The organism is Enterobacter sp. 725m/11, from assembly GCF_011683705.1.
Lineage (GTDB): Bacteria > Pseudomonadota > Gammaproteobacteria > Enterobacterales > Enterobacteriaceae > Enterobacter > Enterobacter bugandensis.
The window spans coordinates 1-15677 of record NZ_JAAQOK010000020.1 but is presented as its reverse complement, the minus strand read 5'-3'; the positions used below and the strand labels follow the sequence as shown (position 1 = coordinate 15677).

The 15677-nt window shown below is 56.9% G+C and carries 14 protein-coding genes; 9 read left to right on the top strand and 5 right to left on the bottom strand.

What is annotated here, in order from left to right; genetic code table 11:
- Nucleotides 1-6 precede the first annotated feature (6 nt).
- The 9 genes from nrdF to leuA all read left to right on the top strand — a co-directional run bounded on the left by nrdF (nucleotide 7) and on the right by leuA (nucleotide 11383).
- Entirely contained in the window at nucleotides 7-966 is a 960-nt protein-coding gene (gene nrdF / locus HBA26_RS10635; protein WP_126344975.1) for a class 1b ribonucleoside-diphosphate reductase subunit beta, read from the top strand.
- Between the two features lie 332 nt (nucleotides 967-1298).
- The gene (gene proV, locus HBA26_RS10630; protein ID WP_126344974.1) at nucleotides 1299-2501 is read left to right on the top strand and encodes a glycine betaine/L-proline ABC transporter ATP-binding protein ProV; all 1203 of its coding nucleotides are present in this window, start codon (nucleotides 1299-1301) and stop codon (nucleotides 2499-2501) included.
- Nucleotides 2494-3558: a glycine betaine/L-proline ABC transporter permease ProW gene (gene proW / locus HBA26_RS10625; protein WP_028014178.1), complete on the top strand. Its 1065-nt coding sequence runs from the start codon at nucleotides 2494-2496 to the stop codon at nucleotides 3556-3558. The genes proV and proW overlap by 8 nt, the downstream gene beginning before the upstream one ends.
- 9 nt (nucleotides 3559-3567) lie before the next feature.
- Complete coding sequence (gene proX / locus HBA26_RS10620; RefSeq protein WP_045260894.1) at nucleotides 3568-4563, top strand: glycine betaine/L-proline ABC transporter substrate-binding protein ProX; 996 nt, start codon at nucleotides 3568-3570, stop codon at nucleotides 4561-4563.
- 172 nt (nucleotides 4564-4735) lie between these two features.
- The gene (locus tag HBA26_RS10615; protein ID WP_047367513.1) at nucleotides 4736-5920 is read left to right on the top strand and encodes an MFS transporter; all 1185 of its coding nucleotides are present in this window, start codon (nucleotides 4736-4738) and stop codon (nucleotides 5918-5920) included.
- Between the two features lie 315 nt (nucleotides 5921-6235).
- Nucleotides 6236-6766, top strand: a complete 531-nt coding sequence (gene mprA, locus HBA26_RS10610; RefSeq protein ID WP_041911975.1) for a transcriptional repressor MprA — start codon at nucleotides 6236-6238, stop codon at nucleotides 6764-6766.
- A 128-nt stretch (nucleotides 6767-6894) separates the two neighbouring features.
- Nucleotides 6895-8067 carry a multidrug efflux MFS transporter periplasmic adaptor subunit EmrA gene (gene emrA / locus HBA26_RS10605; RefSeq protein WP_166720901.1) on the top strand — a complete coding sequence of 391 codons (1173 nt, stop codon included), beginning with the start codon at nucleotides 6895-6897 and terminating at the stop codon, nucleotides 8065-8067.
- Between the two features lie 16 nt (nucleotides 8068-8083).
- Nucleotides 8084-9631 carry a multidrug efflux MFS transporter permease subunit EmrB gene (gene emrB / locus HBA26_RS10600; protein ID WP_126344973.1) on the top strand — a complete coding sequence of 516 codons (1548 nt, stop codon included), beginning with the start codon at nucleotides 8084-8086 and terminating at the stop codon, nucleotides 9629-9631.
- Nucleotides 9632-9727: 96 nt separating this feature from the next.
- Nucleotides 9728-11383: a 2-isopropylmalate synthase gene (gene leuA / locus HBA26_RS10595; protein ID WP_126344972.1), complete on the top strand. Its 1656-nt coding sequence runs from the start codon at nucleotides 9728-9730 to the stop codon at nucleotides 11381-11383.
- On the opposite strand, the gene HBA26_RS10590 is transcribed toward leuA, so the two are convergent.
- The 5 genes from HBA26_RS10590 to yqaB form a co-directional block, all read right to left on the bottom strand.
- On the bottom strand, nucleotides 11370-12134 hold the full coding sequence (locus HBA26_RS10590) for a helix-turn-helix transcriptional regulator (RefSeq protein WP_045260898.1): 765 nt from the start codon (nucleotides 12132-12134) through the stop codon (nucleotides 11370-11372). The two genes, leuA and HBA26_RS10590, sit on opposite strands and share 14 nt — an antisense overlap.
- Nucleotides 12135-12187: 53 nt before the next feature.
- Nucleotides 12188-12703 carry an S-ribosylhomocysteine lyase gene (luxS, locus tag HBA26_RS10585; protein ID WP_008499539.1) on the bottom strand — a complete coding sequence of 172 codons (516 nt, stop codon included), beginning with the start codon at nucleotides 12701-12703 and terminating at the stop codon, nucleotides 12188-12190.
- Between the two features lie 153 nt (nucleotides 12704-12856).
- The gene (gshA, locus tag HBA26_RS10580) at nucleotides 12857-14401 is read right to left on the bottom strand and encodes a glutamate--cysteine ligase (protein WP_126344971.1); all 1545 of its coding nucleotides are present in this window, start codon (nucleotides 14399-14401) and stop codon (nucleotides 12857-12859) included.
- An 83-nt stretch (nucleotides 14402-14484) separates the two neighbouring features.
- The gene (locus HBA26_RS10575; protein ID WP_008499541.1) at nucleotides 14485-14913 is read right to left on the bottom strand and encodes a YqaA family protein; all 429 of its coding nucleotides are present in this window, start codon (nucleotides 14911-14913) and stop codon (nucleotides 14485-14487) included.
- Nucleotides 14910-15476: a fructose-1-phosphate/6-phosphogluconate phosphatase gene (gene yqaB / locus HBA26_RS10570; protein WP_028014186.1), complete on the bottom strand. Its 567-nt coding sequence runs from the start codon at nucleotides 15474-15476 to the stop codon at nucleotides 14910-14912. The genes HBA26_RS10575 and yqaB overlap by 4 nt, the downstream gene beginning before the upstream one ends.
- Nucleotides 15477-15677 lie beyond the last annotated feature (201 nt).

The window sequence follows — 15677 nt, the reverse complement described above, 5'->3', positions numbered from 1 at the left end:
GAAAGGATGAAACTGTCACGCGTGAGTGCCGTTAACTGGAACAAGATTCAGGACGATAAAGACCTGGAGGTGTGGAACCGCCTGACCAGCAACTTCTGGCTGCCGGAAAAGGTGCCGCTCTCCAATGATATTCCAGCCTGGCAGACGCTGAGCCACGCCGAACAGCAGCTGACGATCCGCGTCTTTACCGGCCTGACGCTGCTGGACACTATTCAGAATACCGTGGGTGCACCCGCTCTGATGAGCGACGCGCTGACGCCGCACGAAGAGGCGGTAATGTCGAATATCAGCTTTATGGAGGCGGTACATGCCCGCTCCTACAGTTCGATTTTCTCGACGCTGTGCCAGACCAAAGACGTGGACGCGGCCTACGCCTGGAGCGAAGAGAGCGCGTCATTACAGCGCAAGGCGGAGCTGGTGCTGGAGTATTACCGCGCCGACGAGCCGCTGAAGAAGAAGATCGCCAGCGTGTTCCTGGAATCCTTTCTCTTCTATTCCGGCTTCTGGCTGCCCATGTACTGGTCGAGCCGGGGCAAGCTCACCAACACCGCCGATTTGATTCGCCTCATTATCCGTGACGAGGCGGTGCACGGTTATTACATAGGCTATAAGTATCAGAAAGGGCTGGAGAATGTCAGCCCGGAAAAACGCGAGGAACTCAAAGGTTTCGCCCTCGATTTGCTGATGGATCTGTATGACAACGAGTTGAGCTATACCGAAGAGCTGTACGCTGGAACGGGCTGGGAAGAGGACGTGAAAGCGTTTCTCTGCTACAACGCGAACAAAGCGCTGATGAACCTGGGCTACGACGCGCTTTTCCCGCCGGAGATGGCGGAGGTAAACCCGGCAATCCTCGCGGCGCTGTCGCCCAATGCGGACGAAAACCACGATTTCTTCTCCGGGTCCGGATCGTCGTACGTGATGGGTAAAGCGGTGGAGACAGAAGATGAGGATTGGGATTTTTAATGTATGAATTAACGTTCATTAATTAAATATAAATCTCATTATTTCCACACCACTATTTCACCAGGCACTACACTGTAATTTCCCCGTCATATTCGCCTGATTCACACCGATTCAGGCGAATTTCCCGACGCAGCAGCAAAAAATTGAGAAAAATTCAAACCGCCCTCAGCCCTTTATTCATGGGAAATTCAGCCGTTTCGCTTGCAGCAAAATTCCGGCGTCAGGCCAACTCAGGGTTGTCTCAGATTCTCAGTATGTTAGGGTTATGCCCGTTAACAATTTACCATGGTAATCATATCGACATAAACAAATAACAGGACACTCTCTATTGCATGGCAATTAAATTAGAAGTGAAAAATCTTTATAAAATATTTGGCGAGCACCCGCAGCGCGCATTCAAATATATTGAGAAAGGCCTTTCGAAAGAGCAAATTCTGGAAAAAACCGGGCTGTCGCTTGGCGTTAAAGACGCCAGTCTGGCCATTGAAGAAGGCGAGATTTTTGTCATCATGGGGTTATCCGGTTCGGGTAAATCCACTATGGTTCGCCTTCTCAATCGCCTGATTGAACCCACCCGCGGACAGGTGCTGATTGATGGCGTGGATATCGCCAGAATATCAGACGCTGAGCTTCGCGAGGTGCGCAGAAAGAAGATTGCGATGGTATTCCAGTCATTCGCGCTGATGCCGCACATGACGGTGCTGGATAATACCGCCTTCGGCATGGAATTAGCCGGTACGCCCGCGCAGGAACGGCAGGAAAAAGCGATGGACGCCCTGCGTCAGGTTGGGCTGGAAAATTATGCACATGCGTACCCGGACGAGCTTTCGGGCGGGATGCGTCAGCGCGTAGGATTAGCCCGCGCATTAGCCATTAATCCAGACATTTTATTAATGGATGAAGCCTTCTCCGCCCTCGATCCTTTAATTCGCACCGAGATGCAGGATGAGCTGGTAAAATTACAGGCCAAACACCAGCGCACCATTGTCTTTATTTCTCACGATCTCGATGAAGCCATGCGTATTGGCGACCGCATTGCCATTATGCAAAATGGCGAAGTGGTGCAGGTCGGCACGCCGGATGAAATTCTGAATAATCCGGCGAATGATTACGTGCGTACCTTCTTCCGCGGCGTGGATATTAGCCAAGTATTTAGCGCGAAAGATATTGCCCGCCGAACGCCAAACGGCATTATTCGAAAAACGCCAGGCTTCGGCCCGCGCTCCGCGCTGAAGCTGTTGCAGGATGAAGACCGTGAATACGGTTATCTGGTTGAACGCGGCAATAAATTTGTCGGCGTTGTCTCCATCGACTCTCTGAAAAACGCCCTGAGCGAAAACCAGGGAATCGATGCGGCGTTGATTGACGCTCCGCTTGCCGTGGATGCCGAAACGCCGCTTAGCGAGTTGCTCTCTCACGTGGGTCAGGCGCCTTGCGCCGTGCCGGTTGTCGGTGAAGAACAACAGTACGTTGGCATCATCTCAAAACGGATGCTGCTACAGGCTTTAGATCGCGAGGGGGCAAACAATGGCTGATCAATCAAACCCATGGGGTACCACTGAAGCTGCGGACAGCGCGGCGCAATCTGCCGATGCGTGGGGTTCCACACCCGCACCTGCCGACGGCGGCGGCGCGGCGGACTGGCTCAACAGCGCACCCGCGCCTGCGCCAGAGCATTTCAATATTATGGATCCGTTCCACAAGACGCTGATCCCGCTGGACAGCTGGGTGACAGAGGGGATCGACTGGGTCGTTACCCATTTCCGCCCGGTGTTCCAGGGGATCCGCATCCCGGTGGATTACATCCTGAACGGCTTCCAGCAGCTGATGCTGGGCATGCCGGCGCCCGTGGCGATAATCCTGTTCTCGCTGATCGCATGGCAATTCGGTAGCGCGGGTATGGGCGTCGCCACGCTGATCTCCCTGATTGCCATCGGCGCGATTGGCGCGTGGTCTCAGGCGATGATTACCCTGGCGCTGGTGCTGACCGCCCTGCTCTTCTGCATTGTCATCGGCCTGCCGATGGGGATCTGGCTGGCGCGCAGCCCGCGGGCGGCGAAGATTATTCGTCCCCTGCTGGATGCGATGCAGACCACCCCGGCGTTCGTCTATCTGGTGCCTATCGTGATGCTGTTCGGCATCGGTAACGTGCCGGGCGTGGTGGTGACCATTATCTTCGCCCTGCCGCCGATTATTCGCCTGACGATCCTGGGCATTAACCAGGTGCCTGCGGATCTGATTGAGGCCTCGCGCTCGTTCGGCGCCAGCCCGCGTCAGATGCTGTTTAAGGTTCAGCTTCCGCTGGCGATGCCGACCATTATGGCGGGCGTTAACCAGACGCTGATGCTGGCACTGTCCATGGTGGTGATCGCCTCGATGATCGCCGTTGGCGGTCTCGGCCAGATGGTGCTGCGCGGTATTGGCCGTCTCGACATGGGGCTGGCGACCGTCGGCGGCGTCGGGATTGTGATCCTCGCCATTATCCTTGACCGCCTGACCCAGGCTGTCGGTCGTGATTCACGCAGTCGCGGCAACCGTCGCTGGTACACCACCGGCCCTGTCGGGTTACTGACCCGCCCATTTACAAAATAAGGAACAACGATGCGACATAACGTACTTTTTGCCACAGCGTTTGCCACCCTTGTCTCCACCAGCGCGTTTGCCGCTGACCTGCCGGGCAAAGGCATTACCGTGCAGCCGGTGCAGAGCACCATTTCGGAAGAGAGCTTCCAGACCCTGATCGTCAGCCGCGCGCTGGAGAAGCTGGGCTATACGGTCAACACGCCGAGCGAAGTGGATTACAACGTGGGCTACACCTCGATTGCCTCCGGTGATGCCACCTTTACCGCCGTGAACTGGCAGCCGCTGCATGACGACATGTATGCCGCCGCAGGTGGCGATAAGAAATTCTATCGCGAAGGCACCTTCGTGACCGGCGCGGCGCAGGGTTATCTGATCGACAAGAAAACCGCTGATAAGTACCACATCACCAATATTGAGCAGCTGAAAGATCCGAAGATCGCCAGACTGTTCGACACCAACGGTGACGGAAAGGCCGACATGATGGGCTGCTCGCCGGGCTGGGGCTGCGAAGCGGTGATTAACCACCAGAACAAAGCGTTCGATCTGGCGAAAACCGTCGACGTGAGCCACGGCAACTACTCCGCGATGATGGCCGACACCATTGCCCGCTTTAAAGAAGGCAAGCCGGTGATCTACTACACCTGGACGCCGTACTGGGTGAGCGACGTGCTGAAGCCGGGCAAAGACGTGGTGTGGTTACAGGTGCCCTTCTCCTCCCTGCCGGGCGAGCAGAAAGATATCGACACCAAACTGCCGAACGGCATGAACTATGGCTTCCCGGTGAACACCATGCACATCGTGGCGAACAAAGCCTGGGCGGAGAAAAACCCGGCTGCGGCGAAGCTGTTCTCGGTGATGAAGCTGCCGCTGGCGGACATCAACGCCCAGAATGCGATGATGCACGCGGGCAAATCCTCTGAGGCGGATGTTAAAGGCCACGTGGATGGCTGGATCAAAGCCCACCAGCAGCAGTTTGATGGCTGGGTGAAAGAGGCGCTTGCGGCGCAGAAGTAAAAACACAACACAACCTTACCCCTCACCCCGGACCGTACACCCCTCTGGGGAGAGGGTTAGGGTGAGGGGATTAACCGCACAAACACACACATAACAATCCCCCAACATTCACAATCATTAGCTATTATGGTTTCCGGAAAAATAATCACTTAACTCACGATTCCTGAAACTAATGACAAAAACATCTCAGGGGCTTAGCCCCGCACTCATCCTTTTAATGTCCGTGGCAACGGGTCTGGCAGTCGCCAGCAACTATTACGCACAACCTCTGCTTGATACTATCGCACGCGCCTTCGATCTTTCAGCCAGCTCCGCCGGCTTTATCGTCACCGCTGCGCAGCTCGGCTATGCGGCAGGGCTGCTGTTCTTGGTGCCATTGGGCGATATGTTTGAGCGCCGGATGCTTATCGTCTCTATGACGCTTCTGGCGGCAGGCGGCATGCTGATCACCGCCAGCAGCCAGTCGCTGACGATGATGATCGTCGGTACCGCGCTAACGGGGCTTTTCTCCGTCGTCGCGCAAATCCTGGTGCCTCTCGCCGCAACGCTCGCCTCGCCGGAAAAACGCGGCAAAGTGGTCGGCACTATCATGAGCGGCCTGCTGCTGGGCATTCTGCTGGCGCGAACCGTTGCCGGGCTGCTGGCAAGCCTCGGCGGCTGGCGCACCGTTTACTGGGTGGCGAGCGTATTGATGGTGGTGATGGCGCTGGCGCTGTGGCGCGGGCTGCCGAAGGTGAAGCAGGAGAACCACCTGAATTACCCGCAGCTTCTGGCCTCCGTGTTTAGCCTGTTCACGCAGGATAAACTGCTGCGCACCCGCGCTCTGCTGGGGTGTTTAACCTTCGCCAACTTCAGCATTCTCTGGACGTCGATGGCGTTTCTGCTGGCAGCACCGCCGTTCAATTATTCCGAAGGGGTGATTGGTCTGTTCGGTCTGGCCGGTGCTGCCGGTGCATTGGGCGCTCGCCCGGCAGGCGGGCTGGCTGATAAAGGCAAATCGCACATGACCACGACAGCCGGACTGATTTTGCTCCTGCTCTCCTGGGCGGCCATCTGGTATGGGCACGTCTCGGTGCTGGCGCTGATCGTCGGTATTCTGGTGCTCGATCTCACCGTACAGGGTGTGCACATCACCAACCAGACCGTGATTTACCGCGTGAAGCCCGAGGCGCGTAACCGCCTCACGGCCGGATACATGACCAGCTACTTCATTGGTGGTGCGGCGGGTTCGTTAATATCAGCGTCGGCGTGGCAGCATGCCGGCTGGTCAGGCGTGTGCGGGATAGGGGCAATCGTCGCCGCGCTTAACCTGGTTGTATGGTGGCGCGGCTATCATCGTCAGGAAGCAATTCATTAAGTTTTACATTGCTTTGGGCCTCTTAGGGTGTAAAGGGGCCCGGCAGTCTGTTAATGTAAACGTAATCATTTATCCCAGAAATTTTAATGTGGGTGACATATCTACAATTGGCATGAATAGTTCAGACCCCCGTCCCCACATCCTCTCTTCAGCGGGTTTATACCCTACGCTTTCTGTGCTCACCGGGTCACGGACTTACCCGGCGCTCTTTGATGGTGGCATTCGTTTGGCGGATATAACCGCACAAATAATTCATTTACATTATTTGTCACCATCGTTACTATATCGGCTGTAATTAATGAGGTTATGCCCAAAATGGATAGTTCGTTTACGCCCATTGAACAAATGCTTAAATTCCGCGCCAGTCGTCATGAGGACTTCCCGTATCAGGAAATCCTGCTGACCCGCCTGTGCATGCACATGCAGGGTAAGCTGCTGGAAAATCGTAATAAAATGCTGAAAGCTCAAGGGATTAACGAGACGTTGTTTATGGCGTTGATTACGCTGGAGTCTCAGGAAAACCATAGCATTCAGCCTTCTGAGCTGAGCTGCGCGCTGGGATCGTCCCGTACCAATGCGACCCGTATTGCCGATGAGCTGGAAAAGCGCGGCTGGATTGAGCGCCGTGAAAGCGATAACGATCGCCGCTGCCTGCATCTGCAATTGACCGATAAAGGTCACCAGTTCCTGCGTGAGGTGCTGCCACCTCAGCACAATTGCCTGCACAAACTCTGGTCTGCCCTCAGTACTTCCGAGCGCGACCAGCTTGAGCATATCACTCGCAAGCTGCTCACCCGTCTGGACCAGATGGATGAAGAAGGCGCTGTTCTTGAGGCGCTGCGCTAACGCGACGACACGCTCAACAATCCAGATTTATATAAGAAAACCGACAGGCCAGCACGTCACACTGCTGGCCTTTCTGACAACAGGTCGGCTCAGCCGATGTGAAAATAAGAAGATCGTGGAGAACAACAATGAGCGCAAATGCGGAGAGCACTACCCCGCAGCAACTGGCCAATAAGAAAGGCAAACGTAAAAGTGCCCTTCTTCTGTTGACCTTGCTCTTTATTATTATTGCCGTGGCATATGGGATCTATTGGTTTTTAGTATTGCGTCATGCAGAAGAGACTGACGACGCATACGTGGCAGGGAACCAGGTACAGATTATGGCGCAGGTGTCGGGCAGCGTGACGAAAGTCTGGGCTGACAATACCGACTTTGTGCAAAAAGGCGATGTGTTGGTGACCCTCGATCCAACCGACGCCCAGCAGGCCTTTGAGAAAGCCCAGACCGCGCTGGCCTCCAGCGTCCGTCAGACCCGCCAGCTGATGATCAACAGTAAACAGCTGCAGGCCAACATCGACGTACAGAAAACCGCACTCGCGCAGGCGCAGAGCGACCTGAACCGCCGTGTACCGCTCGGCACCGCTAACCTGATTGGCCGTGAAGAGCTGCAGCACGCGCGCGACGCGGTTGCCAGTGCCCAGGCACAGCTGGACGTGGCGATTCAACAGTACAACGCCAACCAGGCGATGGTGCTCGGCACCAGCCTCGAAAACCAGCCCGCCGTACAACAGGCGGCGACTGAAGTACGCAACGCATGGCTTGCCCTGCAGCGTACCAAAATCGTCAGCCCGATGACCGGCTACGTCTCCCGCCGTTCCGTCCAGCCAGGGGCGCAGATTAGCCCGACCACGCCGCTGATGGCGGTCGTGCCGGCAGACAACCTGTGGGTAGACGCCAACTTTAAAGAGACGCAGCTCGCCCATATGCGTATCGGCCAGACCGCAACCGTGGTCAGTGATATCTATGGCGATGACGTGAAGTACACCGGGAAAGTGGTGGGTCTGGATATGGGGACCGGCAGCGCCTTCTCCCTGTTGCCTGCGCAAAACGCCACCGGTAACTGGATCAAAGTGGTTCAGCGTCTGCCCGTGCGTATCGAGCTGGATGCCAAACAGCTGGCGGATCACCCGCTGCGTATCGGCCTCTCAACGCTTGTGACGGTCGATACCGCCAACCGCGACGGTCAGATCCTGGCAAGCCAGGTGCGTAGCAGCCCGGTTTATGAAAGTAACGCCCGTGAAATTAGCCTCGATCCGGTCAACAAACTGATCGATGACATCGTGAAGGCAAACGCCGGTTAATCCGAAGGTGAGCGTTATGCAACAGCAAAAGCCGCAAAAACCGCTGGAAGGCGCGCAGCTGGTCATTATGACCATTGCGCTGTCGCTGGCGACATTCATGCAGGTGCTGGACTCCACCATCGCAAACGTGGCGATCCCAACCATCGCCGGCAACCTTGGCTCGTCGCTGAGCCAGGGGACCTGGGTCATTACTTCGTTTGGGGTGGCAAACGCCATCTCCATCCCTATCACCGGCTGGCTGGCGAAGCGCGTCGGTGAGGTGAAGCTGTTCCTCTGGTCCACGGTAGCGTTTGTTCTTGCCTCCTGGGCGTGCGGCATGTCCAGCAGCCTGACGATGCTGATTTTCTTCCGCGTCATTCAGGGGATTGTCGCCGGGCCGCTGATCCCGCTGTCGCAGAGTTTGCTGCTGAGCAACTACCCCCCAGCAAAACGTTCGGTCGCGCTGGCGCTATGGTCAATGACCGTTATCGTTGCGCCTATCTGCGGACCAATTCTGGGCGGGTACATCAGCGATAACTACCACTGGGGCTGGATCTTCTTTATCAACGTACCGATTGGCGCCGTCGTGGTATTGATGACGCTGCAGTCGCTGCGGGGACGAGAGACGCGCACCGAACAGCGCCGTATCGACAGCATCGGGCTGGCGCTGCTGATCCTGGGTATCGGCAGTCTGCAGATCATGCTCGACCGCGGTAAAGAGCTCGACTGGTTCAACTCGCAGGAGATCATCATCCTGACCATTGTCGCGGTGGTGTCGATAAGCTTCCTGATTGTCTGGGAGCTGACGGACGACAACCCGATTGTCGATCTCTCGCTCTTCAAATCGCGAAACTTCACCATCGGCTGCCTGTGTATCAGCCTCGCCTATATGCTCTACTTCGGCGCGATTGTTCTGCTGCCGCAGCTGTTGCAGGAGGTGTATGGCTATACCGCGACCTGGGCGGGTCTGGCCTCAGCGCCCGTTGGGGTGATCCCGGTTCTGCTGTCGCCGATTATTGGCCGCTTCGCCCACAAGCTCGACATGCGTCGGCTGGTGACGTTCAGCTTCATTATGTACGCCGTGTGCTTCTACTGGCGCGCGTACACCTTTGAGCCGGGAATGGACTTTGGCGCCTCGGCGTGGCCACAGTTCATTCAGGGCTTCGCGGTGGCGTGCTTCTTTATGCCGCTGACCACCATCACGCTCTCTGGCTTACCGCCTGAGCGTCTGGCGGCCGCGTCGAGCCTGTCGAACTTCACCCGTACGCTGGCGGGCTCTATCGGGACGTCGATCACCACCACCCTGTGGACCAACCGTGAATCGATGCACCACGCCCAGCTGACCGAAGCGGTGAACCCGTTCAACCCGAACTCCCGCGAAATGTACAACCAGCTTCAGGGAATGGGGATGACGGAGCAGCAGGCGTCCGGCTGGATTGCCCAGCAGATCACCAACCAGGGGCTAATTATCTCGGCCAACGAGATTTTCTGGATATCTGCGGGGATCTTCATCGTCCTGCTGGGGCTGGTGTGGTTTGCCAGACCGCCGTTTGGCGCCGGTGGCGGCGGCGGAGGGGCGCACTAATTCGCGTTGTCCAGAACGCGACAGCGATTGTCAGTTTCGATAAAGCAGCGCTCCTGAAATCAATTCACGATAGTGAAAAGACAACAGGAGCGCATCATGCTGAACACACCCGCCGACAAATACCAGCCTTATCCCACCGTTTCATTGCCCGACCGCCGCTGGCCGGAGCAGACCATCACCCGCGCGCCGCGCTGGCTCTCGACAGACTTACGCGACGGCAACCAGGCGCTTGCCGAGCCGATGGACAGCGCGCGCAAGCTGCAGTTCTGGGATTTGCTGCTGGGCTGCGGATTTAAAGAGATTGAGGTCGCCTTCCCGTCCGCCTCGCAGACCGACTTCAACTTTGTCCGCCAGCTTATCGAAGAGAACCGCATTCCGGATGACGTCACGATTCAGGTGTTAACACAGGCGCGGGAAGATCTCATCCATCGTACTTTTGAATCCCTGCACGGCGCGAAGCAGGCCACCGTCCACCTGTATAACGCCACCGCCCCGCTGTTCCGCCGCCTGGTGTTCGGTATGGAGAAAGCGCAGATCGTCGAGCTGGCCACCCGCGCCACACGGCTTATCCGCCAGCTTTGTGAAGAGAACCCTGAAACCCGCTGGCAGTACGAGTACTCCCCGGAAACTTTCTGCTTTACCGAGCCGGAGTTTGCGCTGGAGATTTGTGAAGCCGTGGCGGAGATCTGGCAGCCGTGCGATGAACGGCCAATGGTGATCAACTTACCCGCTACCGTCGAGGTCAGTACGCCGAACGTCTATGCCGACCAGATCGAGTATTTCTGCCGCCACTTCAGCCGCCGCCGCAACGTGTGCATCAGCGTGCATCCGCATAACGACCGCGGAACGGGCGTCGCCAGCGCGGAGCTGGCGGTGATGGCCGGGGCCGACCGCGTAGAGGGCTGCCTTTTTGGCAACGGCGAACGCACGGGCAACGTTTGCCTGGTAACGCTGGCGATGAACCTCTACAGCCAGGGCATTAGTCCCAATCTGGACTTTAGCGATATGAATCGGGTGGTCGAAACGGTAGAGGCCTGCAACCAGTTGCCTGTCCATCCGCGCCATCCGTGGGCAGGACGGCTGGCCTATACCGCCTTCTCCGGCTCGCACCAGGACGCCATTAAGAAAGGCTTTGATGCCCGCAGGCCTGGCGATCGCTGGGAGATGCCCTATCTGCCCGTCGATCCGCAGGACATCGGCTGCACCTACGAAGCGGTGATCCGCGTGAACAGCCAGTCAGGAAAAAGCGGCAGCGCCTGGCTTATTGAGCAAAACCACGGCCTGAAGCTGCCCCGCGCTCTGCAGCAGGATTTTAGCCAGCACGTGCAGCAGGAAACGGATCGCCACGGGAAAGAAATGACGCAGAACGCGCTGTGGAAGCTATTCCGCACCCGCTACGGGCTGGTAACGACCCCGCAGCTGGCGTTGCAATCCTACCGCAGCGACGGCCAGCAGGACGGCCAGCTGCGGCTGACGGCAAGCGTCGTCACGCAGGGGGGAACGCGCCAGCTGGAGGGTCAGGGCAACGGTCTGCTCTCCGCTGCCGCGCAGGGCCTGAGCCGCTGGGTCAACGCGCCGTTTGTGATTAAGGATTATCACGAACATACGCTGGGCGAACGCAGCGACAGCCGTTCGGTGGCCTATATCCGCTGCCTGTTCCAGGACGGCACCAGCAGCTGGGGCGTGGGCATTGACAGCGACGTGGCGCGCGCGTCGCTTCAGGCGCTGTTTAACGCGGTTAGTCGTTCTTAAAGTAATCGCTGGGAGAGATACCCATCGCCCGGCGGAACATCGCCGTAAAGGCGCTGTGGCTGCCGTATCCCAGATCCAGCGCCACGCGCAGCACCGGCTGGCCCTGCGCCAGCCGCACTAAGGCTTCCAGCAGGCGCGCCCTTCTCACCCACTCGCCGTAGCTTAACCCGGTCTGCTGCTGAAAATGGCGGTTCAGCGTACGCTCGCTCATGCCGAGCAAGCTCGCGCTCTGTTGACCGCTCCAGCTTTCACCTGGTAACTGACGGACCTGTCGACACAGCTGGCGTAACGCTTCACTTTCCGGCTCCGGCAGGTGAAACGGCAGCACCGGCATGATGCGAATTTCATCCAGAATGAGCTCATACACGCGCTCGTCACGGCTTCCCGGCGAGTACGACTCAGGTAGCGTCAGGGAGGTGAGGATCAGCTCGCGCAGCAGCGGGGAGATCTGCACGATCTGACAGGTCGCCGGGAGATCGGCTCGCGCCAGCGGATCGATAAACAGCGTGCGGGCTGCAACGTTGCCGGTGATGCGAAGCGAGTGCTGTGTTCCCGCCGGTAGCCAGACGCCGCGCCCGGGCGGCACTACCCAGCAGCCGGATGCGGTATCGACCCGCACGACGCCCGTCAGGCTGTGCAGCAGCTGCGCGCAGTCGTGCTCATGCCACGGCTCGCTATCGCCATGAGCATAATCATGCGAAAACGGCACAAGCGGGCGATGGGTAAAGGAGAAGGTGGTGGTTGTCGTCATGAGGATTGTAGGCCCGGCCAGCGAAGCGCCACCGGGCATCCACAGGCACAATACTAGATGTGCAGCTCCTGCAGTTTTTCTTTTGGCAGGGCCAGCTCTTCGTTGCTGTTTACGCGAACGTCACGCTCGATGATGTGACGGGCAATTTCCTGGGCTTCTTCCAGAGAGTGCATCTGGTAAGTGCCGCACTGGTAAACGTTCAGCTCAGGGATCTGGTTCTGCTCTTTCACTTTCAGCACGTCTTCCATCGCCGCTTTCCACGCATCGGCGACGCGTTTCTCTTCAGGCTGACCAATCAGGCTCATGTAGAAGCCGGTACGGCAGCCCATCGGAGAGATGTCGATGATCTCAACGCCGTTGCCGTTCAGGTGGTCACGCATGAAACCGGCGAACAGGTGTTCCAGGGTGTGAATGCCTTTCTCCGGCATCACTTCTTTATTCGGCACGCAGAAGCGCAGATCGAAGACGGTGATCGTGTCGCCGTGCGGGGTGTGCATGGTCTTCGCCACGCGGACTGCAGGTGCTTCCATACGGGTATGGTCGACAGTAAAGCTATCTAATAACGGCATACGTCACCTCCGATAGTGATTTTTTTTAAAATAAACTGAACTCTTCTACAGAATGCACGTCTGAGTATATGAAAGACGCGCATTTGTTATCATCATCCCTGAATTCAGAGATGTATATTTTGGCCACAGCGATGTGGCCTTTTTCTTTTCTGCTTAAGCCTGCTTCGCCAGAAACGCCTCAAACGACTCCGTATCCGCCGCTTCAACCTCTTTCTGACGCACCAGGGACGCGTCGCGCTCCGCGACAAAATCCGCTTCGCTCAGGATCTCTAACGGCTCCTGTATCAGCATCTCACGGTACTCCGCTGAGAGTGAACGCCCCGTGCCGCCAATCCCCTGCTCGATCATGGTGCGCAAAATGCGCGCAGAGAACGTCAGTTCCGGGTTATCAAAGCATTCCACCAGCTGGTCGCAAATCTGTTGATACGCGTCGCCGCCGTCGATGCTGTCCAGGGTGCGGGCAACACGCTTCAGGTCACGGAACAGATCCTTACCAACCTTAGCCAGCGGGAACTGCGCTGTTTCGCAGCCAATACCCAGCGTCAGACCCGGTTTACGGCCTTCCAGAATCACGCGGTTCCAGTTCGTGCGCGTACAAAGCAGTTCGTCTGAACTCATTTCCGGCGCATCCGCCAGCGCGCACCAGACCATAAACAGATCCAGGAAGCGAACCTGCTGCTCGTCAACGCCAATCGGTGAGAACGGGTTGATGTCCAGCGAGCGCACTTCAATGTATTCAATGCCGCCGCGCTGCAGCGCATCCGACGGCGTTTCACCGCTGCGCGTCACGCGCTTCGGACGAATTGGCGCATACAGTTCGTTTTCAATCTGCAATACGTTGCTGTTGATTTGCAGGCGCTTTCCGTCTTTTTCGAGGCCGATTTTCGCGTACTCTTCCGACGGAGTTTTAATCGCCCGCTTCAATCCTGCCACATATTCGTGCAATTCGTTAAACGTAATACCGAGATTGCTTTGCGATTTATTGGTATAGCCCAGATCGCTCATGCGCAGAGAAGTCGCGTACGGAAGATAGTACATGCCGCACTCGGTTTTTTCGAACGGCAGCGTGGTCGGTTTCCCCTGCAGGAACGATGAACAAATGGCAGGCGACGCGCCAAACAGATACGGAATCACCCAGCCAAAACGGTAATAGTTGCGGATCAGACGGAAATAACCGGCGGAGATCGCTTCTTTATCCGTTTCTCCCCCCTTCGCCTGCCAGAACGCCATCGGCAAAGAGAAATTGTAATGCACGCCAGAGATCGTCTGCATCAGCGCGCCGTAGCGATTTTTAAGACCTTCGCGATAGAGCGTTTTCAGCCGACCAATGTTTGACGTGCCGTACTGCGCCAGCTCAATCTCCTGGCCCTGCTCGATATAGCACGGCATGCTGAGCGGCCACATACGTTCATCGCCGAGATTGCGCGCGGTGTAGCGATGGATGTCGCGCAGGATCGTCAGCATATGATCAATATCGCCGTCCACCGGCGTAATGAACTCCAGCAGCGCTTCAGCGAAATCGGTTGTGATCCATTTATGTGTCAGCGCCGAGCCTAACGCCTTCGGGTGACCCGTCGTCGCTAAGCTACCGTCCGCGTTAACGCGCAGCGTTTCACGCTCAAGACCACGCTGAATACCCTTCAGAGCCTGAGGGTGGTTTTCCAGCCAGGCCAGCGCCTGAGATACGTCCGGGATCAAATTGACCTCCCGCCTGTCAAAGTAATGTTACTCAGCATAATTGTAATGGTTGACGATTGAAGGTCGCGTATTCATTCCACCAATTAGTGCCACCACGTCATACCCTGTAGTGTTGCCCACGCCACGAGAACATAGCGCAACGCCTTGCCAAGGCACAAAAAAAAGAGCACCGGTCCCCAGGAGATGCGCATCCATCCCGCCAGCAGACACAGTAAATCGCCTATTACAGGCATCCAGCTTAATAACAGCGTGGCAGCGCCATAGCGTTTTAGCCAGCCGACTGCCTTTTCCTGCCAGCGCGATTTTTCGCGCAGCGGAAAGAAACGCCCAAGAATAACGTTAGTCAGCCCTCCAAGGCTATTACCCATTGTTGCTATTAATACAAGCAGCCAGGGCTGACTCACGCCGGACAACAGCATCGCCACCAGTACCACTTCCGAATTTCCCGGTAACAGCGTGGCGCTTAGAAAACTGCTGGCGAATAATGAGGCAAGTGACAGCGCGTCACTCACAGTAAGCGCACATCCACCGCCGCCATTCCGGCATCACGCGCGGCCTGAATACCGAAGTCGGCATCTTCAAACACGACGCATTTTGCCGCCGGTACGCCCATTAATTCTGCGCAAAGCAGGAAGGTGTCCGGCGCGGGCTTGTGATTTTTAACATGATCGGCGGCCACCACGGCAGAAAAATAGTGGCGCAGGCCAAGATGGTTGAGCAACGCTTCTGCTATCGCGCTCTCGCTGCCCGTCCCGACAGACATCGGGCGACGCCCGTGCCACTCTTTTACCACATCAATCAGTGGCAGAGGGCGTACGGTATCTAAAAGCATGGCTTTTACCGCATCGGTTTTTTCACGCGCGAGAAGGTGTGGGTCGAGATCGGCCTGATTCAGTTCAATCACGGCCTGCGCAATACGCCAGGTTGGGGATCCGTTGAGGGCAATCATCGCCTGAAGGTCGAAACGCATGCCGTAGCGGCCAAGGACCTCGGTCCAGGCTTGACGATGCGTGGGTTCAGTATCCAGGATGGTGCCATCCATGTCGAAGATCAAACCGTCATACTGTGCGTACATCGTGCTCTCGCTAAACGATTAACAAAGCATTACTTTATCGTAAAAGGGGGTTTTTGTCGCTGATTGAGAAGTGATAACTACGAGAGTGATTAAGAACTAAACATCGAAGGGAATAACAGAAGGGATGGTGCATCCGGGAGGATTCGAACCTCCGACCGCTCGGTTCGTAGCCGAGTACTCTATCCAGCTGAGCTACGGATG

Excerpts from the sequence above, each read along its gene's own strand:
- nrdF (WP_126344975.1), top strand. The coding sequence starts at position 7 with ATGAAACTGTCACGCGTGAGTGCCGTTAACTGGAACAAGATTCAGGAC.
- proV (WP_126344974.1), top strand. The coding sequence starts at position 1,299 with ATGGCAATTAAATTAGAAGTGAAAAATCTTTATAAAATATTTGGCGAG.
- proW (WP_028014178.1), top strand. The coding sequence starts at position 2,494 with ATGGCTGATCAATCAAACCCATGGGGTACCACTGAAGCTGCGGACAGC.
- proX (WP_045260894.1), top strand. The coding sequence starts at position 3,568 with ATGCGACATAACGTACTTTTTGCCACAGCGTTTGCCACCCTTGTCTCC.
- HBA26_RS10615 (WP_047367513.1), top strand. The coding sequence starts at position 4,736 with ATGACAAAAACATCTCAGGGGCTTAGCCCCGCACTCATCCTTTTAATG.
- mprA (WP_041911975.1), top strand. The coding sequence starts at position 6,236 with ATGGATAGTTCGTTTACGCCCATTGAACAAATGCTTAAATTCCGCGCC.
- emrA (WP_166720901.1), top strand. The coding sequence starts at position 6,895 with ATGAGCGCAAATGCGGAGAGCACTACCCCGCAGCAACTGGCCAATAAG.
- emrB (WP_126344973.1), top strand. The coding sequence starts at position 8,084 with ATGCAACAGCAAAAGCCGCAAAAACCGCTGGAAGGCGCGCAGCTGGTC.
- leuA (WP_126344972.1), top strand. The coding sequence starts at position 9,728 with ATGCTGAACACACCCGCCGACAAATACCAGCCTTATCCCACCGTTTCA.
- HBA26_RS10590 (WP_045260898.1), bottom strand. The coding sequence starts at position 12,134 with ATGACGACAACCACCACCTTCTCCTTTACCCATCGCCCGCTTGTGCCG.
- luxS (WP_008499539.1), bottom strand. The coding sequence starts at position 12,703 with ATGCCGTTATTAGATAGCTTTACTGTCGACCATACCCGTATGGAAGCA.
- yqaB (WP_028014186.1), bottom strand. The coding sequence starts at position 15,476 with ATGTACGCACAGTATGACGGTTTGATCTTCGACATGGATGGCACCATC.